This is a genomic window from Paramagnetospirillum magnetotacticum MS-1, from assembly GCF_000829825.1.
GTDB lineage: Bacteria > Pseudomonadota > Alphaproteobacteria > Rhodospirillales > Magnetospirillaceae > Phaeospirillum > Phaeospirillum magnetotacticum.
On sequence record NZ_JXSL01000030.1, the window covers coordinates 393,134 to 414,451 of the forward strand.

Annotated in this window: 15 protein-coding genes; 12 read left to right on the plus strand and 3 right to left on the minus strand. The window is 64.4% G+C overall.

The genetic code is table 11. The annotated features are described in order from the left end of the window. Complete coding sequence (gene nirD / locus CCC_RS14405; protein WP_009870961.1) at positions 1–336, plus strand: nitrite reductase small subunit NirD; 336 nt, start codon at positions 1–3, stop codon at positions 334–336. Continuing rightward, complete coding sequence (locus CCC_RS14410; RefSeq protein WP_236686391.1) at positions 329–2,896, plus strand: nitrate reductase; 2,568 nt, start codon at positions 329–331, stop codon at positions 2,894–2,896. Before nirD ends, CCC_RS14410 begins: the two co-directional genes overlap by 8 nt. Before the next feature lies 1 nt (position 2,897). Here CCC_RS14410 and CCC_RS14415 read toward each other — a convergent pair whose 3' ends face one another. Next, a complete protein-coding gene (locus tag CCC_RS14415; protein WP_041042419.1) occupies positions 2,898–3,242 on the minus strand; it encodes a hypothetical protein in 345 nt (114 codons plus the stop codon). A 146-nt stretch (positions 3,243–3,388) separates the two neighbouring features. Here CCC_RS14415 and CCC_RS14420 point away from each other — a divergent pair, with 146 nt between their 5' ends. The 4 genes from CCC_RS14420 (at position 3,389) to CCC_RS14435 (ending at position 8,308) form a co-directional block, all read left to right on the plus strand. Further along, entirely contained in the window at positions 3,389–4,876 is a 1,488-nt protein-coding gene (locus CCC_RS14420) for an ArnT family glycosyltransferase (protein WP_009870958.1), read from the plus strand. A 10-nt stretch (positions 4,877–4,886) separates the two neighbouring features. Further along, the gene (locus CCC_RS14425; RefSeq protein WP_041041942.1) at positions 4,887–6,101 is read left to right on the plus strand and encodes a glycosyltransferase family 9 protein; all 1,215 of its coding nucleotides are present in this window, start codon (positions 4,887–4,889) and stop codon (positions 6,099–6,101) included. Next, complete coding sequence (gene ugpQ, locus CCC_RS14430; RefSeq protein ID WP_009870956.1) at positions 6,098–6,805, plus strand: glycerophosphodiester phosphodiesterase; 708 nt, start codon at positions 6,098–6,100, stop codon at positions 6,803–6,805. Before CCC_RS14425 ends, ugpQ begins: the two co-directional genes overlap by 4 nt. A 105-nt stretch (positions 6,806–6,910) precedes the next feature. Beyond that, positions 6,911–8,308 carry an NAD(P)H-dependent flavin oxidoreductase gene (locus CCC_RS14435; RefSeq protein WP_009870955.1) on the plus strand — a complete coding sequence of 466 codons (1,398 nt, stop codon included), beginning with the start codon at positions 6,911–6,913 and terminating at the stop codon, positions 8,306–8,308. A gap of 86 nt (positions 8,309–8,394) precedes the next feature. Here the strand turns inward: CCC_RS14435 and CCC_RS14440 are convergent, their stop codons facing one another. Beyond that, on the minus strand, positions 8,395–8,598 hold the full coding sequence (locus tag CCC_RS14440; RefSeq protein WP_009870954.1) for a ribbon-helix-helix protein, CopG family: 204 nt from the start codon (positions 8,596–8,598) through the stop codon (positions 8,395–8,397). A gap of 96 nt (positions 8,599–8,694) precedes the next feature. On the opposite strand from CCC_RS14440, the gene CCC_RS14445 reads away from it, so the two are divergent. Next, complete coding sequence (locus CCC_RS14445) at positions 8,695–10,815, plus strand: transglycosylase domain-containing protein (protein WP_041041943.1); 2,121 nt, start codon at positions 8,695–8,697, stop codon at positions 10,813–10,815. Positions 10,816–11,153: 338 nt separating this feature from the next. On the opposite strand, the gene CCC_RS14450 is transcribed toward CCC_RS14445, so the two are convergent. Next, positions 11,154–11,951 (minus strand): undecaprenyl-diphosphate phosphatase, encoded by a 798-nt coding sequence (locus CCC_RS14450; RefSeq protein WP_009868524.1) that lies wholly within the window; start codon positions 11,949–11,951, stop codon positions 11,154–11,156. 251 nt (positions 11,952–12,202) lie between these two features. Here CCC_RS14450 and CCC_RS14455 point away from each other — a divergent pair, with 251 nt between their 5' ends. The 5 genes from CCC_RS14455 to CCC_RS14475 all read left to right on the plus strand — a co-directional run bounded on the left by CCC_RS14455 (position 12,203) and on the right by CCC_RS14475 (position 21,292). Beyond that, positions 12,203–13,618, plus strand: a complete 1,416-nt coding sequence (locus tag CCC_RS14455) for an NAD(P)-dependent oxidoreductase (RefSeq protein ID WP_009868525.1) — start codon at positions 12,203–12,205, stop codon at positions 13,616–13,618. A 134-nt stretch (positions 13,619–13,752) separates the two neighbouring features. Beyond that, positions 13,753–18,267 (plus strand): glutamate synthase large subunit, encoded by a 4,515-nt coding sequence (gene gltB, locus CCC_RS14460; RefSeq protein ID WP_152619785.1) that lies wholly within the window; start codon positions 13,753–13,755, stop codon positions 18,265–18,267. 135 nt (positions 18,268–18,402) lie between these two features. After that, positions 18,403–18,765: a hemerythrin domain-containing protein gene (locus CCC_RS14465; protein WP_009868527.1), complete on the plus strand. Its 363-nt coding sequence runs from the start codon at positions 18,403–18,405 to the stop codon at positions 18,763–18,765. Between the two features lie 551 nt (positions 18,766–19,316). Continuing rightward, on the plus strand, positions 19,317–20,315 hold the full coding sequence (gene trpS, locus CCC_RS14470) for a tryptophan--tRNA ligase (protein ID WP_009868528.1): 999 nt from the start codon (positions 19,317–19,319) through the stop codon (positions 20,313–20,315). Then, positions 20,312–21,292, plus strand: coding sequence for a DUF2333 family protein (locus CCC_RS14475; RefSeq protein ID WP_041041944.1), 981 nt, complete (start codon positions 20,312–20,314; stop codon positions 21,290–21,292). The genes trpS and CCC_RS14475 overlap by 4 nt, the downstream gene beginning before the upstream one ends. Positions 21,293–21,318: the final 26 nt, after the last annotated feature.

Below are 21,318 nucleotides of genomic sequence, written 5' to 3' on the forward strand. Positions count from 1 at the left end.
ATGCAGGACTGGATCAAGATCGGACACATGAACGACATCCCCCGCTTAGGCGCGCGCACCGTCCAGACGGCAAAGGGCGACGTGGCGGTGTTCCGCACTTCGGACGACGACATCTTCGCCCTGTTCAACCGCTGCCCCCACAAGGGCGGGCCGCTGTCGGAAGGCATCGTCTCGGGCCACGTGGTGGTCTGTCCGCTGCATTCCTGGACCATCGACCTGGAAACCGGCCAGGCCACCGCGCCCGACAAGGGCTGCACCCGGCCCGTGGAGTCCAAGGTCGTCGACGGTCAGGTCTGGCTGAAGCTGGAAACCGCGAAAAAGGTGGCCCATGGCTGAATCGATGCCCGAGATCATCCGCACCACCTGTCCCTATTGCGGCGTCGGCTGCGGCGTCATCGCCGCCCGCCTGGACCAATCCGCGCCATGGACGGTGAAGGGTGATCCCGAGCATCCCGCCAATTACGGCAAGCTTTGCGTCAAGGGCTCGGCCCTGGCCGAGACCCTGGACCTGGACGGCCGCCTGCTTCATCCCTTGATCAGCGGCAATAGGGCGTCCTGGGACGAAGCGCTGGATCTGGTGGCGGAGACGTTCTCAACCGCCGTCAGGGAGCACGGCCCCGATTCCGTGGCCTTCTACGTCTCGGGCCAGTTGCTGACCGAGGATTATTACGCCGCCAACAAGCTGATGAAGGGCTTCATCGGCTCGGGCAATATCGACACCAATTCCCGGCTATGCATGTCGTCCACCGTGGCGGGTCATGTGCGGGCCTTCGGCTCCGACACCGTGCCCGGCTGCTACGAGGATCTGGATCTGGCCGATCTGGTGGTGCTGGTGGGCTCTAATGCCGCATGGTGCCACCCGGTGGCCTTCCAGCGCACCCTGGCCGCCAAGGCGCGTCGCCCCGAAATGCGAATCGTGGTCGTCGATCCGCGCCGCACCGCCACCGCCGAATGCGCCGATCTGCATCTGGCCATCCGCCCCGGTTCGGACGCCATTCTGTTCAACGGTTTGCTTGCCCATCTGAAAGGCGAGGAGACCCAGTTGGACGTGGGCGTGCCCCTGGACCAGATCGTTCAGTTCTTCTCCTGGTTCGCCGATACGGAAAAGACCGTCACCGTCTGGTCCCAAGGCATCAACCAGTCTTCGTCGGGCACCGACAAGGTGGACGCCATCATCAACTGCCACCTCCAGACGGGACGCATCGGGCGGCCCGGCATGGGGCCGTTCTCGCTGACGGGCCAGCCCAACGCCATGGGCGGGCGCGAGGTGGGAGGACTGGCCAATATGCTGGCGGCCCATATGGGCTTTGACGAAGCCAGTATCGACAGGGTCGGACGCTTCTGGAACGCGACCCAAATGGCTGGCAAGCCGGGCCTGAAAGCCGTCGATATGTTCAAGGCGGTGGCCGAGGGCAAGATCAAGGCCCTGTGGATCATGTGCACCAATCCGGCGGTCAGCATGCCCGAGGCCGATCTGGTCAAATCCGCCATCGCGGCCTGCCCCTTCGTGGTCATCTCGGAATGCGAGGCCAACACAGATACGGCGCGTCTGGCCCATGTGAAGCTTCCGGCTCTGACCTGGGGCGAGAAGGACGGCACCGTCACCAATTCCGAACGCCGCATTTCGCGCCAGCGTCCCTTCCTGCCCGCGCCGGGCGAGGCGAAAGGCGATTGGTGGATTATCACCCAGGTGGCGAGGCGCATGGGTTTCGGCCCGGCCTTCGCCTGGAATGGCCCCGGCGAAATCTTCGACGAGTTCTGCCGCCTTACCGCCTTCGAGAATGCTAGCACCCGCGATCTTGATCTGAGCGGTCTGGTGGGCGCCGATTACGCCGCCATCGAGCCCATTCAATGGCCGGTGCGCGCACCCGGCCAGGGCACGGCGCGCCTCTTCGCCGATGGCCGCTTCTATCACGCGGATGGCAAGGCCAGGATGCTCGACATCACGCCGAGGCCCCCGGCACGGGCCGCCGACTTGGCCTTTCCCCTGATCCTCAATACGGGCCGCATGCGCGACCAGTGGCACACCATGACCCGCACGGGCCGCGCGGCCCGGCTGGCCGCCCATGCCCCGGAACCGGTGCTGCTGGTTCATCCCAAGGACGCCCTGCGTTTTCGCCTGAGTGATGGCGGTCTGGCCCGAGTCTCGGGGAACCGGACCAGCGTGGTCCTGCGCGTGGCCCTTGACCCCGGCCAGCGCATAGGAGAAGTCTTCGCCCCCATCCACTGGAACGACCAAACCGCGTCGAGCGCCGTCATCGGTAGCCTGATCGACGCCGCCACCGACCCCCATTCGGGCCAGCCCGAACTGAAGCAGGCCCCCGTCTTGGTCGAGCCTCTGGAGGCCGCCTGGCATGGCGTGCTGCTGTCGCGCAACCCTGTGGACCTGCCCCGATCCTTCTATTGGGCCAAGGCGAGCGGCGCTGCCCATTCCATCTGGCGTCTGGCGGGCGAAGCGGGCGAGGACTGGCCCATAACCGCCAAGCAATGGCTGGGCACGGATGGCGAGTGGATCGAATTCCTCGACCCTAATCGCGGCCATTACCGGGGCGCCCGGCTGGTGGAAGGCCGCCTGGATGCGGTACTGTTCGTCTTTCCCTGGGCCATGGATTTCTCACCCGACTGGGTGGCCGCCGCCTTCGGCCGTGCCGCCATCGCTGGCGACGAGCGCGCCACTCTGGTGGCCGGTGCGCCGCCCGGCGGCGACCGGGGCCGCGACAAGACGGTCTGCGCCTGCTTCAATGTAGGGCTCTCGGCCATCCGCGCCGCCATCCGCGATCACCGCCTGTCCAGCGCGGCGGAAGTCGGCGCCATGCTGAAAGCCGGAACCAATTGCGGTTCCTGCGTGCCGGAAATCCGAGCGATCCTGACCGAGGCCGCTCCCAAGGTGGCGTGAACTACATCCCGAAGATGGCCCAGCCCTTGTCGCCCTTGACGAAACGGGCCGAGGCATTTTCGGTCTTCTCGCCCAAGGGGCCATCGACCACCATCTGGAAATCGCAGGCGAAGCCGGGATTACCCTTGGCCTCGGAGCAGGCCAGTTTCTTGAAGCTCTTGACCTTGGTGGACAGGTCCTTGCCGATCAGCTTGCCAACGCCGCCCAACTGCGCGTTGACGCTGCCATAGGCCTGCTCGACAGCGGCCTTCATGTCGGATTCCGAGGGCTCGCCGCTGCACGCCGCCAGGGCCAGACAGGCGGACGAAACCACAACAAACGACCGGGCAAGGCTGAAACGCGACATCTGATATCCTCCATCCATCATTCCTCGGGTATAGCGGCCTGCCGACCACGCGGCAAGCTGGCGACTGGTAGTGGATAGGCGTTTCGTGCTATTTGCCCGTCGCCCCTTTTTCCACGCAGCCGGAGTTCCGCGTGGCGCCAGATGCGATGACCTTTCGATCCAAGGACAAGATCCTGCTGGCCGGGCTGGTCGGGCTGGCCGCGCTGGTGCATCTGTGGCTGGCGGGCGGCACCTTGCTATCGGGCGACGAAGCTTATTACTGGCTATGGTCGCGTCGCCTGCAATTGTCCTATTACGACCATCCGGCCATGATGGCCTGGTGGATGGCGGCCACCACAGCCCTGTTCGGCGAGTCCGAAGCGGCTATCCGCCTGCCCGCAATCCTGGCCGTCGCGGGCGTCACCGTTCTGGCCTTCGACATCGCCCGCCTTGCTTTCCGAGATATCCGCGCCGGATGGTGGGTGGTGGGCCTTCTCAACGCCACCATCCTGTTCGCCGCTGCGGGCGTCCTCGTCACTCCGGATTCGCCCCTGCTGGTGTTCTGGTCCCTGTCCTTGTGGGCCATGGTCCGGCTGTTGGAGGATGGGCGGGTACGCTGGCTTTACCTACTGGGGGTGTCGCTGGGGCTGGGCTTTACCTCCAAATACACCATGGTGCTGATCGCTCCCGGCATCCTGGCGGTCTTCGCCCTGTTTCCCGAGACCCGGCGCTGGTGGAAAAATCCGCATTTCTGGGCCGCCATCGTTTTGGCTTTGGCCTGCACCGCCCCGGTGCTGGTCTGGAATGCCCAGCACGATTGGGTCTCCATCAAGAAGCAGATGTCGCATTCCTTCGACGTGCCGGTGAGCGATCCGCTGAAAAGCCTGTCCTCCTTCATTGGCACCCAATTGGGGGTGATGACCCCGCTGATCTTCGGTTTCATGCTATGGGGCATGGGTTGGGCGCTGTGGGCGGGCTGGCGTCGCGGAAAGCCCACATGGTTCCTGCTGGGCGCCACATCCGCCCCCCTATTGGTCTTTTTCCTGCGCCACAGCCTGGGCGGTCTGGTGCAGCCCCATTGGCCGGGCCCTGCCTATTTGGGCGCCGCCATCGCAACGGCCGGGGCCTGGGTGAGTCTGAGCCCGTCCTGGGGCCGGATATTGCGCGGAGCCTGGATGGCCGCGCTGGGCCTGGGAGGGCTGCTGGTCGCCGCCACCTATGTGCAGATGTCCTCGGCAAGCCTTCCCATCCCGCTGAAATCCGACGCCATGAGCCGTCTGGGTGGTTGGGACGAGTTGGCCCGCGCGGTCCAGGCCGAACGGGTCAAGCGTCCCGATGCGTTCCTCTTTGCCTCCAAGCATGAGGTGGCGGGTCTACTGACCTATTACCTTCCCGGCCATCCCGTCGTCTTCCTGACCGGTTCGGCTGGCTTTCCCCGAATTCCTTCGTATGATGCGCGCGATGTGGCCGCCTTGGCCGGACGGGATGGACTGTTCGTGGTCAAGGATGGATTTTACGCCCTCAAGGACATCGGCCCGTCCTTTCGCAGTCTGACGCTGCTGACCACCGTGGAACGGCGTTGGGGCGGCAAGGTGGTCGATCGGTATGAAATCTGGCTGGCCGGGTCTTATGGCTCGGGCACCTTCAAGAATTAGCGAGGCGGTCGTGAACGTCGACAGAATGCGGCAGATCGATTTTTGGGCGGGGGTGCCTCTGGCTTTCCTGATGACGCTGTATTGGCGGATCCGCTGCTTCTTCAGCCCGCCCGCGCCGTCATCGGCCAAGAACATCTTGTTCATCGAACTGTCCGAGATGGGCAGCGCCGTCATCGCCGACGCGGCGCTAAAGCGCGCGGGCGCGCTGTTCCCCGAGGCCAAGGTCTATTTCCTGATCTTCGCCAAGAACCGCCCCAGCCTGGACATCATGGGCACCATCGCGCGCGAGAACATGCTGACCATCCGCGCCGACAGCCTGTTCACCCTGGCCATCGACACCATCCGCATGATCGGCAAGATGCGTTCGCTGGATCTGATGGCGGCCATCGACCTGGAGATGTTTTCCCGCTTCTCGGCGCTTTTGACCTTCCTGTCGGGCGCGCCCAAGCGGGTGGGCTTTCACCGGTTCCATACCGAAGGACTTTACCGCGGCGAGTTGCTGACCCATCGGGTGCCCTACAACCCGCACCAGCATGTGGCCAAGTGCTTCATGGCCCTGGTCCATGCCCTGACCGAGCCCGAGGGCACCACGCCCCACGGTAAGGTCCTGGTCACCGACGAGGAGATCCGCCTCGCACCCGTAATCCCGACGCCTGACGTGCTCGAAGCGTTCAAGGCCCGCCTGTTCGAGGCCTATCCGGTGCTGCGCCGGGTGGATCGCTGGGTCATCTTCAACCCCAATGCCAGCGAACTGATGCCGCTGCGGCGCTGGCCCTACGACCGCTATATGGAGGTGGCGCGCCGCCTGCTGGCCGAGGACGAGTCTCTCGCCGTCATCATCACCGGCGTCGCGTCAGAGAAAGCCGAGGCGCAGACCCTGGTCGAAGCCACAGGCTCGGACCGTGCCGTCAATCTGGCCGGGTTCACCCGCATGGAGGATCTGATCCCCCTCTATGCCCTGTCCAAGGCCATGGTCACCAACGATTCCGGCCCGGCCCATTTCGCCGCCCCCGTGGGCCTGCCCACCCTGGTGCTGTTCGGCCCCGAGACGCCCGCCCTATACGGCGCGCTCAACGACAAGGCCGAGTTCCTCACCGCCCGGCTGGCCTGTTCGCCCTGCGTCTCGGCCATGAACCACCGCAGCACGGCTTGCACCGATCCCGCTTGCATGCGCGCCATCACGGTGGAGCAGGTTCACGCCACCATGCGGCGTTTGCTGGGATGATCCTGATCGGCCATCGCGGACTGGCCGGTCTCGCCCCCGAGAATACCCTGGCGTCGTTCCGCGCCGCCGCGGCCCATGGCCTTACCATGGTCGAGTTCGATGTGCGGCTGTCCAAAGACGGCGTTCCCCTGGTCTTCCACGACGACAGTTTGGATCGCACCACCGACGGCTCCGGCCCGGTGGCCGAGTACGGCTGGGCCGAGCTTTCGCGCCTGGACGCCGGGTCCTGGTTCGCCCCCGCCTTCGCCGGGGAACCCATTTCCAGCCTGGAACAGGTGCTGCGCCAGTGCCTGGATTTGGGGCTGTCGGTCAATATGGAGATCAAGCCCGATCGGGGCCGCGAGGCCGAGACCGCCCTGGCCGCCCTATCCCTGGCTGTCTCGGTCTGGCCCCATGCGGCACCGCCGCCCGTGATCTCCAGCTTCGAGACCGTTTGCCTGGAGGTCGCGCACCGCATCGTTCCCCTTTGGCCGCGTGCCATTCTGGCCGAGGATCGGCCCGGCGACTGGCGCCAAATGGCCGGGCAACTGGAGGCGACGGCTCTGCATCTGGACCATGGCGCGTTGGATGCCGCCCAGATCGCCGAGACCATGGCGGCAGGCCTCGCGGTGCGCGCCTATACGGTCAACGACCCCGTTCGCGCCCGGTTGCTGCAAGACTGGGGCGTGGCCGCAATTTTCAGCGATTATCCTCATTCGTCATGAGATCGTAACGTCACTGTGGCGCGTAACGACAAAGGGCTATATATGTGCCGTCATCGGCAGGCCTGGGAGAGCCCGCCGTAGTCACCCCGAGGAGTTACCCCTGACGTGAAACCGCTCGATCCTATCCTGATTTCCGGTCGCGAGGTCCTGCCCCTGGTCGAGGGTGGCAAGGGGATCAATGTCTCCAACGGCGAAAGCTCTGGCGCCTGGGCGGCTGCCGGTGGCGTCGCCACCTTCTCCGGGGTCAATGCCGATCTCTATGACGAGAACGGCAACCGCATCGACATGGTCTATCACGGCAAGACCAGGACCGAGAAACATCACGAGCTGATCGCCTACGGCATCCGGGGCGGCATCGCCCAGGCCCGCATCGCCCATGACATCGCTGGCGGCAACGGCCGCATCCACATGAACGTGCTGTGGGAGATGGGCGGGGCCGAGCAGATTCTCGAAGGCGTGCTGGACGGGGCCAAGGGCCTGATCCACGGCGTCACCTGCGGCGCGGGCATGCCCTACCGCGTGGCCGAGATCGCGGCGCGCTATGGCGTCTACTACTACCCCATCGTCTCATCGGCGCGGGCCTTCCGCGCCCTGTGGAAGCGCGCCTATCACAAATACGGCGAATTGCTGGGCGGCGTGGTCTACGAGGACCCCTGGCTGGCGGGCGGCCATAACGGCCTGTCCAATTCCGAAGACCCGAGAAAGCCCGAACCTCCCTATGGCCGTGTCGCCGAGCTGCGCAAGACCATGGTGGAATGCGGCCTGGGCAATGTGCCGATCTTCATGGCGGGCGGCGTCTGGTGGCTGAAGGAATGGGAGGACTGGATCGGCAATCCCGAACTGGGCCCCATCGCCTTCCAGTACGGCACCCGCCCGCTGCTGACCCAGGAAAGCCCCATTTCCGACGCCTGGAAGCAGCGCCTGCTGACTCTCAAGCCCGGCGATGTGCTGCTGCACCACTTCAGCCCCACCGGCTTCTACTCCTCGGCGGTGAAGAACGACTTCATCAACGAGCTGTGCCAGCGCCTGGACCACCAGATCCCCTATTCCAGCGAATGCGTCGGCGACCACGAGGCCGAGCTGCCCATCGGCGCCAGGAAGCGTATCGTCTGGGTCACCCCCCATGACCGCGACCGCGCGCTGGGCTGGATGAACGAGGGCTTTACCGAGGCTCTGCGCACCCCCGATTCGACCCTGATCTTCGTTACCCCCGATAAGGCCGAGGAAATCCGCGTCGATCAAGTCAAGTGCATGGGCTGCCTGTCCCAGTGCATGTTCTCCAACTGGGCCCAGAACGAGGCCGGGACCACCGGCAAGAAGGCCGATCCCCGCAGCTTCTGTATCCAGAAGACCCTGCAGAATATCGGCCATGGCGGCGATGTGGAAAACGAACTGATGTTCGCCGGTCACAACGCCTATCGCTTCGGCGCTGATCCGTTCTACAAGAACGGCTTCATCCCGACCGTGAAGCAGCTTGTGGACCGTATCGCCACGGGTGAATAGACCCCAATTCGGCCACAATCCGGGCCCACAAACGAAAACGCCGCCCAAGCCGGGCGGCGTTTTGCGTTGGGATGGCCCCCATGGCGCTAGTCGTTGACCACAGCCTTGAGAACGGCACGGGCCTCGTGTTCGTCGATCTGGTGCACGTCGGAGAGATGGGTCTCCCAATTCTCAACGTATTCCTTGACGGCGACGGCCAGGCATTCCCCCAGCGTCTGCCCGGTTTCGGCGGCCAGCGCCTCGAGGCGCTGCTTCAGTTCGGGCGGAACGGCGACGGACAGGGTTTCCATGATCTGGGCCTCATTGATGAATTCGAGCGGACTCTACATCCAATGAACGGATGTTGCCAGTTCCGAGCAACCCCCGCCCCGTGGTAGAAGGCCCTCATGGCAGTTCCTCCTTCGCGCCCCAAGGGCGCTGGCAATCCGTTCAAGCTTTCCATCGACCCCGCCGACCGGCTGTTGCCCAGCGGTTCGGGGGGCGAGCCTCCGCCGCCGCGCGAGCCGCCGCCCCCTGCCCACCCCCGGGCTCCCAAGGAGCCCCGAAAGCCCAAGGCAGCGAAGAAGGGCGGTTCCGGCAACGGCCAGGGCCGCAAATGGGCGAAACGCCTGCTGCTGTGGGGCCTGACCCTGGCCATCTGGGTCGGAATCGGCTTAGGCGGCGTGGTGGCCTATTACGCCCTGGACCTTCCCGATATCGACCGCATGACCGCCCAGACGCGGCGGCCCAGCGTGGTCTTCCAGTCGGTGGAGGGCGAAGTCTTCGCCGCCTATGGCGATCTTTACGGCGAGCCCCTGGATCTGGGCGAAATGTCGCCTTTCATCGCCCAGGCGGTTCTGGCCACCGAGGACCGCCGCTTCTACAGCCATTGGGGCGTGGATCCCATCGGACTGCTGCGCGCCCTGTTCGTCAATTTGCGGGCCGGGCATACGGTGCAGGGCGGCTCGACCATCACCCAGCAATTGGCCAAGAACCTGTTCCTGACGCCTGAGCGCAACATGAAGCGCAAGGTGCAGGAAGTGCTAATGGCCTTGTGGCTGGAAAAGCGCTTCTCCAAGGATCAGATCCTGGGGCTTTACCTCAACCGGGTCTATCTGGGCTCGGGCACCTTTGGCGTGGATGCCGCCGCCAAGCGCTATTTCGATATCTCGGCCCGCAAGGTCGATGTCTATCAAGCCGCCGTGCTGGCGGGCCTCTTGAAGGCGCCGTCGCGCTATTCGCCCTTGAACGACCCCGAGGCGTCGCGCAAGCGCACCAGTGACGTGCTCTCCAACATGGTCAAGGCTGGCTATATCGACCAGAAGACCGCCGACACCGTCCAGGTGACCGGCGCCGCCCAGTTGGTGCGCCGCCCCATTCCCGCCGGACGCTACTTCGCCGACTGGGTGATGGGCAATCTGGATCAGTTCGGCGAGGTGGCGGGCAAGGACATCGTGGTCCACACCACGCTCGACATCAGCCTTCAGCGCAAGGTGGAGGCTGACCTCAAGACCATGATCACCGGTCCCGGCGCTAAGGCCAACGCCTCCCAGGGCGCGGTGGTGGTGATGAGCCCCGATGGCGCCATCCGGGCGCTGACCGGCGGCAAGGATTACGACGACAGCCAGTTCAACCGCGCCACGCAGGGGCTGCGCCAGCCCGGCTCGTCGTTCAAGCCCTTCGTCTATCTCACCGCCGTGGAAATGGGCCGCAGCCCCGACGACGAGGTCGAAGACAAGCCCATCCGCCTGGGCAATTGGAGCCCCGGCAATTACACCGGCAAATATCTCGGCCCCATTACGCTCCGCCAGGCCCTGGCCGAATCGGTGAACACCGTTGCCGTGCGTCTGGTGGAGGAGGTCGGTCCCGGGCGCGTCATCGCCACGGCGCGGCGCCTAGGGATCACCTCTGACCTCAGGAACGACGCCACCTTGGCGCTGGGCACCAGTGAAGTGTCTCTGCTGGAGATGACCACCGCCTATGCCGCCTTCGCCAATGGCGGATACGGAGTCACCTCCTTCGGCGTCTCCCATATCACCGATCCTTCCGGCAAGGTGCTGTTCCAGCGCCAAGGCGGCGGCTTTGGTCAGGTGATCTCGGCCTCCGCGCTGGCGCGCATGCATGACATGATGAGCGCCGTCATCAATCAGGGCTCGGGCAAGGCGGCAAGGCTTGACCGTCCCGCCGCGGGCAAGACCGGCACGACCCAGGATTACCGCGACGCCTGGTTCATGGGCTTTACCGCCGATTACGTGACTGGTGTCTGGCTCGGCAATGACGATTACCGCATCGAGATGAAGAAGGTCACCGGCGGCGGACTGCCCGCCCAGTTGTGGAAGCAGGTTATGGTCGCCGCCCATCGCGGTCTTCCCGCCCGGCCCTTGCGCACCCCGGAGATTCCCACCGAACCCGGCGCGGAGACAGGCGTCGGCGATTTCGTGGCCGGCGCCGCCCAGGCGGCAGGCGACGCGGCGCGCGGTATCGGCGGCGCCATCGATGATCTGCTCAAGGGGATCTTCGGGCGCTGAACCCTGTCATGGCGCGCGAAGCGAAGGATCTTTCAGCCTGAAAGACCCTTCGGCTCTGCCTACGGCTGTCCGGTAAAATTTGAGTCGGCAGACGTGGAGTCACGAGACACGGAGGTCACGGATGCGGTGCATCGCACCGCTCACGGATAACCTCTTGTTTCCGGCCATCTCCCCGACCTTGGCCCAGGATGACCATATGGGATTTTGATAATCCGTGGCCGCGAAGCGGCATCCGTGTTCCATGACCAGATGAAACCCGCATTGGCTTTGCCATTCGGGTCTGTCATGGAAATTTAAACCGGACAGCCGAGGGACAAGCCTCAGGGTGACAAGCCCACTTATCCGAAATAGACAAGCACCAGCACCGCCAGCCCGAAACCGATTCGAACCACGGCGAAGGGCGCGAAGGTGTTGCGCGCCACCCAGGCCATCATTCCCGCAAGACCCAGGAACGAGGTCAGACCAGCGGTCGCCATGGCCATCAGCAGATCGCTGGATAACACCAGTTGCGTCTGATGGGCCAGGCTCCAGAATGTCTTGATCCCATGCCCCAGGATCAGCGGCATGGCCAGCAGCATGGAAAGGCGGATCGCCGACTGGCGCTCCCAACCCAACAGACGGGCCACGGTGATGGTGATGCCGGTGCGCGACACACCGGGAATCAGGGACAGGATCTGCAAGGCCCCCAATCCGATGGCGCCCAGCCAAGTGATATGCTCGACCCGGCGCACCGTGACGCCCAGTTTGTCGCAGCCCCAGAGCAGAACGCCGCCAATGACCAGAATGATGGCCGCGCCACTTTGGCCCACCAGACCGTGAGAACGATCCAGCACCATCCATCCGATGACGGCGGCGGGGATGGTCCCGGCCAGAACATGCAGCAAGAGATGGGAGCCGTAATCGGGCTTGCCCTTGGCCAGTCGCCACAGGCCGACGCTCATGGCCAGGACGTCGCGCCAGAAATAGGCCATCAGGGCAAGCAAAGTCCCGGCATGGGCGGCCACCGAAAGCGCCGCCCGCCCCTCGGGCGCGGCCGCCAGACGAGGCAGCGCCGCCAGCGAACCGGCGGCACCGAGAGGCAACACCTCTCCCAGCCCCTGAATCAGGGCCACGACCAGGACTTCCAGGAACGTCACTCGGGTATCCCCCGTATACGGCTGTTCCGTTATAGCACCGGACCCGCCGAGTCGGAAGGGATGGAGAAAGGGCCGATACGGTACTATTTCTTGCGCCGCTTCGCCGCCATCCCGGCAAGAAACCACCCATTCGCACCTGCTCTCGCCGTTTTTAAGACAGTTATGCTGACCATTTGTTGCGATTCTCGTTGATTGGTCATGGATTATGCCGTATTTTCCCCGCCACGACCTCCAGGGATCGAGGAATCGCCATGCCCCGCAAGATGCTGCAATTCACCCATCTTCATCAGCGCCAGCCCGACAAGCGCGGCGCCGCCGAACGCCGCAAGGATTTCGGCGAGATCAGCACCGCCTTCGAAACCGAGAGGGCGGCTGAACAGGCATCGCGCTGCGAGCAATGCGGCATCCCGTTCTGCTCCATCCACTGTCCCCTGGGCAACAATGTGCCTGACTGGCTGATGCTGGTGGCGCAGGACCGGATGGAGGAGGCCTATGCCGTCTCATCCTCCACCAACACCTTTCCCGAGATCTGTGGCCGCATTTGCCCCCAGGACCGCCTGTGCGAGGGCAATTGCGTGCTGGAGCAGTCGACCCACGGCAATGTCACCATCGGCGCGGTGGAGAAGCACATCACCGAAACCGCCTTCGCCCAAGGATGGGTCAAGCCGGTGCTGGCCGGTGTCGAATCGGGCCGTTCGGTCGGAATCATCGGCGGCGGCCCGGCCGGTCTGGCGGCGGCTGAAAGCTTGCGCCGCAAGGGCCATTCCGTCACCGTCTATGACCGTCATGACCGCATGGGCGGGTTGCTGATCTATGGCATTCCCGGCTTCAAGCTGGAAAAGGACGTGGTCGAGCGCCGCATCCGCCTGCTGGCCGAGGCGGGCGTCAAATTCGAAACCGGCGTGGAGATCGGCAAGACCGTGAGCTTCGCCGAGCTGCGCAAGCGCCATGACGCGGTGCTGATCGCCACCGGCGTCTACAAGGCCAAGCCGCTGGGCATACCCGGCTCGGACCTGCCCGGCGTGCATGCCGCGCTCGATTATCTTATCGCCCAGAATCGCCGCGACCTGGGCGACACGGTCGAAAGCCTCGACGCCAAGGGCAAGAATGTCGTCGTCATCGGCGGCGGCGACACCGCCATGGATTGCGTGCGCACCGCCATCCGCCAGGGCGCCAAGTCGGTGAAGTGCCTCTATCGCCGTGACCGGGCCAACATGCCCGGCTCCAAGCGCGAAGTGGCCCATGCCGAGGAGGAGGGCGTCGAATTCGTCTGGATGGCCGCTCCCGAAATGGTGAACGGCAAGGCCAAGGCCGAGGGCGTCAAGGCTGTCCGCATGCATCTGGGCATGCCCGATGCTTCGGGCCGCCAAAGCCCGGTGGCCATCGAGGGGTCGGGCTTTCAGCTTCCCGCCGACATGGTCATCGCCGCATTGGGATTTGATCCCGAGGACGTCCCCGCCCTGTTCGGCGCGCCCGAACTCAAGGTCTCCAAATGGGGCACCGTCGAGACCGATGGCGACTTGATGGCCAGCCTTCCCGGCGTGTTCGGCGCGGGCGACATCGTGCGCGGCGCCTCGCTGGTGGTCTGGGCCATCAAGGACGGCCGCGACGCCGCGGAAAGCATTCACCGCTACGTCTCGGGCGTGGCGATGAAGGCCGCCGAGTAGATTGGGATTAACCACGAAGGCACGAAGGCGCGAAGGTTAAAGAAGAAAAGTTTTCTTCCGCTTTTCTTCGTGTCTTCGAGCCTTCGTGGTGAAAACACCGTTTGGGACAGGCCGCCGAGGCCGAGGAGAGCACTATGTCCGATTTCGTCGCCCAATACCTCGCCAACCAGGAGATCCTGGAATCCGCCGGTATCGACACAAGCCCGCACGACGCCTGCGGCGTCGGCATGGTGGCGGCGCTGGACGGCAAGCCCCGGCGTGACGTGGTCGAAGCCGGTATCCAGGCCCTGTCCGTGCTGTTCCATCGAGGCGCGGTGGACGCCGACGGCAAGACCGGCGACGGCGCGGGCATCCATGTGGAAATCCCCCAGGATTTCTTCAAGGAACATGTGGCCAATTCCGGGCATGCGGTAGCCGCCGGACGCCTGGCGGTGGGCATGGTCTTCCTGCCCAAGACCGATCTGGGCGCCCAGGAGAATTGCCGCTGCATCGTCGAGACCGAGATCCTGAATTTCGGCTATTCCATCTATGGCTGGCGTCAGGTGCCGGTGGACGTCTCCATCATCGGCGAGAAGGCCAATGCCACCCGGCCCGAGATCGAGCAGATCATGATCGCCAACACGCTGGGCAAGTCGGAGGAGCGGTTCGAGGCCGATCTGTTCGTCATCCGGAGGCGCATCGAGAAGCGGGTTCTGGGCAATCACATCACCGATTTCTACATCTGCTCGCTGTCGTGCCGCTCCATCATCTACAAGGGCATGTTCCTGGCCGAACAGTTGACCAGCTTCTATCCCGATCTGCTGGACAAGCGCTTCGTGTCGCGCTTTGCCATCTATCACCAGCGCTATTCCACCAACACCTTCCCCACCTGGCGTCTGGCCCAGCCCTTCCGCATGCTGGCCCATAACGGCGAGATCAACACTCTCACCGGCAACATCAACTGGATGAAGGCCCACGAGCCGCGCATGGAACACGAAGTGTTCGGCGCCTCCATGGACGACCTCAAGCCCGTGGTGCAGCCGGGCGGCTCGGATTCCGCCGCTCTCGACAATGTCTTCGAGGTCATGTGCCGCGCTGGCCGCCCCGCGCCCCTGGTCAAGCAGATGTTGATCCCGGAAAGCCTGGGCTCCAACGCCCTGATGCCCGAGGCGCACCGCACCTTCTTCGGCTATTGCAACTCGGTGATCGAGCCCTGGGACGGCCCGGCGGCCATCTGCGCCACCGACGGGTCCTGGGCGGTGGCGGGTGTCGACCGCAATGGGCTGCGCCCCATGCGCTTCACCATCACCAAGACCGGCTTGCTGATCCTGGGCTCCGAGACCGGCATGGTGAAGGTCAAGGATTGCGACGTGGTGGAGAAAGGCCGGGTCGGACCGGGCCAAAGCATCGCCATCGACCTGGACGCGGGTAAGTTCTACCGCGACACCGAGATCAAGGATCTGCTGGCGTCGCGCCGCAACTATTCCGCCTGGATCAAGCGCATCACCGAACTGGACAGCCTGGTCAAGACCGGGGCGCCCGAACCGGCCGAACTGTCCTCGGACGAATTGCGCCGCCGTCAGGCCGCCTATGGCATGACCATGGAAGACATGGAGCTGATTCTCCACCCCATGGTCGAGGACGCCAAGGAGGCCATCGGCTCCATGGGCGACGACACGCCGCTGGCGGTGCTGTCGGCGGGCTATCGCGGCCTGCACCACTTCTTCAAGCAGAACTTCAGCCAAGTCACCAATCCGCCCATCGATTCACTTCGCGAATCCCGGGTGATGTCCTTGCGCACCCGGCTGGGCAATCTGGGCAACATCCTCGACGAGGATGAGAGCCAGTGCGATCTGCTGCAGTTGGAAAGCCCCGTCCTGTCCAACGCTGAGTTCGCCGCCATGCGCAAATATATGGGCGAGGCGGCGGCGGCCATCGACTGCACCTTTGATCCCAAGGGCGGCATCGAGGCTCTGCGTGATGCCCTGGCCCGCGTGCGCCGCGAATCCGAAGAAGCCGTCAGGGGCGGCTGCACCCATCTGATCCTCACCGACGAGGGGATCGGCGAATCACGCGCCGCCATCCCGATGATTTTGGCCGCGGGCGGCGTGCACTCCCATCTGGTGCGCCTTTCCTTGCGCACCTGGACCTCGCTCAATGTGCGCTCGGGCGAGTGCCTGGACGTGCATTACTTCGCCGTGCTGATCGGCGTGGGCGCCACCACGGTGAACGCCTATCTGGCCCAGGAAGCCATCGCCGAGCGCCAGCGCAGAGGCCTGTTCGGCTCCATGCCGCTGGAGGAATGTGTGCGGCGCTACAAGTACGCCCTGGACCAGGGGCTGCTCAAGATCATGGCCAAGATGGGCATCTCCATCGTCAGTTCCTATCGCGGAGGCTATAATTTCGAAGCGGTTGGCCTGTCGCGCACCCTGGTGGCCGAGTTCTTCCCCGGCATGACCAGCCGCATCTCCGGCATCGGCCTCTCCGGTATCCAGAAGAAGACGGTCGAACAGCACGCTACCGGCTTCACCGGCCCCGCCCCCGCCCTGCCCATCGGCGGCTTCTATCGGGTGCGGCGCGGCTCGGAGGCCCATTCCTTCGACGGCACGCTGATCCACCTGCTGCAAACGGCGGTGGCCAGCGATTCCTACGCCACCTACAAGAAGTACTCGGACGGCATGCGCCGCTTGCCGCCCATCACCATCCGCGATCTTTTGGACTTAAAGCCCGCTGGCGCGCCCATCAGCCTGGACGAGGTGGAAAGCATCACCGAGATCAGGAAGCGCTTCCTGACGCCGGGCATGTCGCTCGGCGCGCTGAGCCCCGAGGCCCACGGAACGCTGAATATCGCCATGAACCGTATCGGCGCCAAGTCGGTGTCGGGCGAGGGCGGCGAGGACCGCGAGCGTTACCGCCCGCGCCCCAACGGCGACAACGCCAATTCGGCGGTCAAGCAGATCGCGTCCGGCCGGTTCGGAGTCACCGCCGAATACCTCAATATGTGCCGCGAGATCGAGATCAAGGTGGCCCAGGGCGCCAAGCCCGGCGAGGGCGGCCAGCTTCCCGGCTTCAAGGTGACGGTGGAAATCGCCAAGCTGCGCCATGCCACGCCCGGCGTCATGCTGATCAGCCCGCCGCCCCACCACGACATCTATTCCATCGAGGATCTGGCCCAGCTCATCTACGACCTGAAGCAGATCAATCCCCAGGCCCGCGTCACGGTGAAGCTGGTGAGCCGTTCCGGCATCGGCACGGTGGCGGCTGGCGTGGCCAAGGCCAAGGCCGACACCATTTTGGTCTCCGGCCATGTGGGCGGCACGGGCGCCTCGCCCCAGACCTCCATCAAATTCGCGGGCCTGCCCTGGGAACTGGGCCTGTCCGAGGCCCATCAGGTCCTGACGCTGAACCGTCTGCGCCATCGCGTGAAGCTGCGCACCGACGGCGGCCTCAAGACCGGCCGCGACATCGTCATCGCCGCCATGCTGGGCGCCGAGGAGTTCGGCATCGGCACCAGCTCGCTGGTGGCCATGGGCTGCATCATGGTGCGCCAGTGCCATTCCAACACCTGCCCCGTCGGCGTCTGCACCCAGGACCTCTCCTTGCGCGAGAAGTTCACTGGCAGCCCGGAGAAGGTGGTCAACCTGTTCAGCTTCATCGCCGAGGAGGTCCGCGAAATCCTCGCCTCGCTGGGTGTGCGTTCGCTGGCCGAGATCATCGGCCGCGCCGACATGCTGCATCAGGTCAGCCGAGGCGCCAGCCATCTGGACGATCTGGACTTGAACCCGCTGCTGGCCCAGGCCGATACGGGCGGATTCCCCCGCTATTGCGTCGAGGACAAGACCCAGGAAGTGCCCGAGACCTTGGACGCCCAGATGATCATCGACGCCAAGCCCGCCCTGGAAGACGGCGAGAAGATGCAGCTGGACTACAATGTGCGAAACGTCCAGCGCGCCATCGGCACCAAGCTGTCCCACAAGATCTTCAAGCGCCACGGCATGACGGGGCTGGAACCCGGCCATGTCACCGTGCGCTTGCGCGGCTCGGCGGGGCAAAGCCTGGGGGCCTTCGCGGTGCAGGGCCTGACGCTCGAAGTGTTCGGCGATTCCAACGACTATGTGGGCAAGGGCCTGTCGGGCGGCACCATCATCGTGCGCCCGCCCGTGGCCTCCAACCTGAAAAGCAACCAGAACACCATCATCGGCAACACGGTGCTGTACGGCGCTACAGCGGGAAAGCTCTTCGCCGCCGGTCAGGCGGGCGAGCGCTTCGCTGTGCGTAATTCCGGCGCCGAGACGGTGATCGAGGGCTGCGGCTCCAATGGCTGCGAATACATGACCGGCGGCACCGCCGTGATCTTGGGGCCGGTGGGCGCCAACTTCGCCGCGGGCATGACGGGCGGAATGGCCTTCGTCTATGACTCGGATCAAAGCTTCGCTAAACGCGTCAACCCGGAAAGCGTCATCTGGCAACGCCTGGAGACGCCCCACTGGGAAGGCGTGCTGAAATCCCTGGTGCAGGAACATGCCGCCGTCACCGGCTCGGCCTGGGCGGAATCCCTGCTGGCCGATTGGGACCGCGAAGTACCGCGCTTCTGGCAGGTCGTGCCGAAGGAGATGCTGTCGCGCCTTACCCATCCGGTGGGCCGCGACCGCAACGCCGCCGCCGAATAACCGGAAGCATAATAAGGCCTAGCCGGAGTGAGGCTTTCCCTCCTCCGGCCGGACCGCCCCCTACCCGTTTACCCATATCAACATTGAAGACTTTCTGCGGCACTCTTTGGAGGCAGTGCAGCGTAAGGTTCGGACATGATCGCCATCTGGGACAATCGATATACGGTGGGCAACGCCCTGGCCGATGCCGAACACCGGCAGGTGATCAGCCTTCTCAACGAGATCGACGTGGCCCGCTCGGTGGGCGCTCCGCCCGAGGTGATCGGCAAGGCCCTGGAAACCCTGGTGCGGTCCATCGAATCCCATTTTGCCGGCGACCAGCCCCCCCAGCGGGAACATGCCGCCATCATCATGTCGGCCCGCCGCCTGCTGACTTCCTGGCAGAGCCGCGCCCCCGGCGCTATCGAACGCCGCGCGCTGATCAATCTGGCGCGGCGCTGGTTCGACCACATGGGGCGGAACGAACGCGTCATGACCTCCCAGCGTCTAGCGGGATAGCCGGTCGTAATGTAACGGGTGAAGTGCTGTTGGCGTCCGCGGAGGGACTCGAACCCCCGGCCCCAAGTTTCATACCACTTCGGCTTTCGCCGCCGCCTTTCGGCGTTCGTGGTCTGGACTGTCCCTTCACCATAGACCAAAGTCCTTAGGTGTCGCCCGTCCAGTCTCTACACCTTCCCCTTGCGGGGCTTGGCTCGGGATTGGCAAGACGAAAGTACGTCTAGCGTTCCCCGACTTTGAGCGAATCCGTTGCGTCGTTTCCGGTCGCAACGCCCAGTTTTATAAAACGAGGAAACTTGTGCTCTATCCAGCTGAGCTACGCGGACTTTAACTCCAACATCACGATCCTAGCCGACCAGCGCATTGCCCGGCAACCCAAGATCGGGAACGCAAGGTAAAATCGGCCAGGGCCGGATAGATGCCAGATCGGACCCGCTTTGGCAACCCGCCTCCCGCCGCGACAATCCTTGTCATGCCAGCGTTCTTGACCGGTGCGCCGACAGGAGTATACCTAACCCCCTGAAATTCCATTCCCGGAGTCATTCCTCGTCATGAAGCGCATCTTTTCCGGCGTCCAGCCCACCGGTAACCTCCATCTCGGCAATTACCTGGGCGCCATCCGTAACTGGGTGCGGCTTCAAGATGAGTACGAGTGCATCTTCTGCATCGTCGACATGCATGCCATCACCTTGTGGCAGGACCCTAAAGAACTGACCCGCAACATCCGCGAAGTCACCGCGGGCATGATCGCCGCGGGCGTGGACCCGGCCAAGCATATCGTCTTCAACCAGTCCATGGTTCCGGCCCATGCCCAGTTGGCCTGGATCTTCAATTGCGTGGCGCGCATGGGCTGGCTCAACCGCATGACCCAGTTCAAGGACAAGGCGGGCAAGCACAAGGAGAATGCCTCGGTCGGCCTGTTCGCCTATCCCAATCTGATGAGCGCCGACATCCTGACCTACAAGGCCACCCATGTACCGGTGGGCGAGGATCAGAAGCAGCATCTGGAACTGGCCCGCGACACCGCCCAGAAGTTCAACAACGACTTCGGCGTCGAGTTCTTCCCCCTGCCCGAGCCCATCATTCCGCCGGAAGCCGCGCGCATCATGAGCCTGCGCGACGGCGCCAAGAAGATGAGCAAGTCGGACGAAAGCGATTACTCGCGCATCAACATGACCGACGACGCCGACACCATCGCCCTGAAGATCCGCAAGGCCAAGACCGATCTCGAACCCCTGCCCGCCACTCTCGAGGGGCTTGAAGGCCGCCCCGAGGCCTCCAACCTTCTGGGGATCTACGCCGCGCTGTCGGGCAAGGAGAAGATCCAGGTGGTGACCCAATTCGAAGGCAAGCAGTTCTCGGACTTCAAGAAGGAACTGGTGGATCTGGCCGTTTCGGTGCTGGGCCCCATCAATACCGAGATGAAGCGTCTGATGACCGACACCAATCATATCGATGCCGTGCTGCGCTCGGGCGCCGAGCGGGCCGATGCCATCGCGGCCCCCATCATCCGCGAGGTCTACGACATCGTGGGGTTCCTGCGGCCGTGACCCAGCGCTTCGCCGAATCCATGCTCAACGCCGTCGCCGCCGCCCTGGCTGGCATCGCGGCCGTTCTGCGCCATCCGTCGCGCCGCTTCGTGCTGTGGGCCTTCGCCATCACCGTGGTGCTGGTCTTTCCCATCGCCATGATGGTGATCAGCAAGGTGGACGACAATCCCGACTTCACGTCCGCGACCGTGACCGCGCCCCGCTCGCGCGGTGTGGCGGTGGCCGCCGCCCTGATCACCCGCGAGTTGGACAGCAACAAGTGGCACGCCAACGACCCGTTCTTCATGCCGGGCGCCTGGCTGCGCGACATGCCCGCCTTCCAGCTTGGCCTGGTGGGCGGACTGGCGCGCGTGGTCGGCGCGCTGAATTCCGAGAAGGGCGTGGCCTTCGGTCCCAACGGCACCGACGTCAATCTCAACCACGCCGCCGGGCTGCTGAAATATCCCGGCACGGTGTGGAAGTTCGACACCCATAAATCCTGGCTGCCCACCGCCTCGGCGGAAAAGCAGTACCGCAACGCCCAGCGCTCGCTGGACCTCTATAACGACATGGTCGCCGCTGGAACCGCCGCGTTCGAGCGCAAGCCCGAAGCTCTGGCCGCATTGGTCGAGGCGCTGATCCGCGATCTGGACGAGGTCACCGAGGCCATCGACCACCATCTGGCGGATAAGCGCCCGGTCCTGCTGGATTTCAGCGTGGACGGCGTATTCTATGGCAATAAGGGGCGGCTTTACGCCTATTCCATCGTACTGCGCGAATTGGGCCGCGACTTCGAGAAGGTGCTGAGCGACCGCCGTCAGACCGAGGCCTGGACCCGCATGGTCGATCAACTGGCCGGAGCGGCGCGCCTGCGTCCCTGGCTGGTGTGGAGCGCCGCCCCCGATTCCAGCTTCCTGCCCAACCATCTGGCCTCTCAAGGCTATGCCACGCTTCGGGTGCGCATGCAGGCCGCCGAGTTGTTGGCCGCGCTGAAATAGGGCTAACATTAGAAAAACGTAAAATT

Excerpts from the sequence above, each read along its gene's own strand:
- CCC_RS14465 (WP_009868527.1), top strand. The coding sequence starts at position 18,403 with ATGATCGCCATCTGGGACAATCGATATACGGTGGGCAACGCCCTGGCC.
- ugpQ (WP_009870956.1), top strand. The coding sequence starts at position 6,098 with ATGATCCTGATCGGCCATCGCGGACTGGCCGGTCTCGCCCCCGAGAAT.
- CCC_RS14410 (WP_236686391.1), top strand. The coding sequence starts at position 329 with ATGGCTGAATCGATGCCCGAGATCATCCGCACCACCTGTCCCTATTGC.
- CCC_RS14455 (WP_009868525.1), top strand. The coding sequence starts at position 12,203 with ATGCCCCGCAAGATGCTGCAATTCACCCATCTTCATCAGCGCCAGCCC.
- CCC_RS14440 (WP_009870954.1), bottom strand. The coding sequence starts at position 8,598 with ATGGAAACCCTGTCCGTCGCCGTTCCGCCCGAACTGAAGCAGCGCCTC.
- CCC_RS14445 (WP_041041943.1), top strand. The coding sequence starts at position 8,695 with ATGGCAGTTCCTCCTTCGCGCCCCAAGGGCGCTGGCAATCCGTTCAAG.
- CCC_RS14420 (WP_009870958.1), top strand. The coding sequence starts at position 3,389 with ATGACCTTTCGATCCAAGGACAAGATCCTGCTGGCCGGGCTGGTCGGG.
- gltB (WP_152619785.1), top strand. The coding sequence starts at position 13,753 with ATGTCCGATTTCGTCGCCCAATACCTCGCCAACCAGGAGATCCTGGAA.
- trpS (WP_009868528.1), top strand. The coding sequence starts at position 19,317 with ATGAAGCGCATCTTTTCCGGCGTCCAGCCCACCGGTAACCTCCATCTC.
- CCC_RS14415 (WP_041042419.1), bottom strand. The coding sequence starts at position 3,242 with ATGTCGCGTTTCAGCCTTGCCCGGTCGTTTGTTGTGGTTTCGTCCGCC.
- nirD (WP_009870961.1), top strand. The coding sequence starts at position 1 with ATGCAGGACTGGATCAAGATCGGACACATGAACGACATCCCCCGCTTA.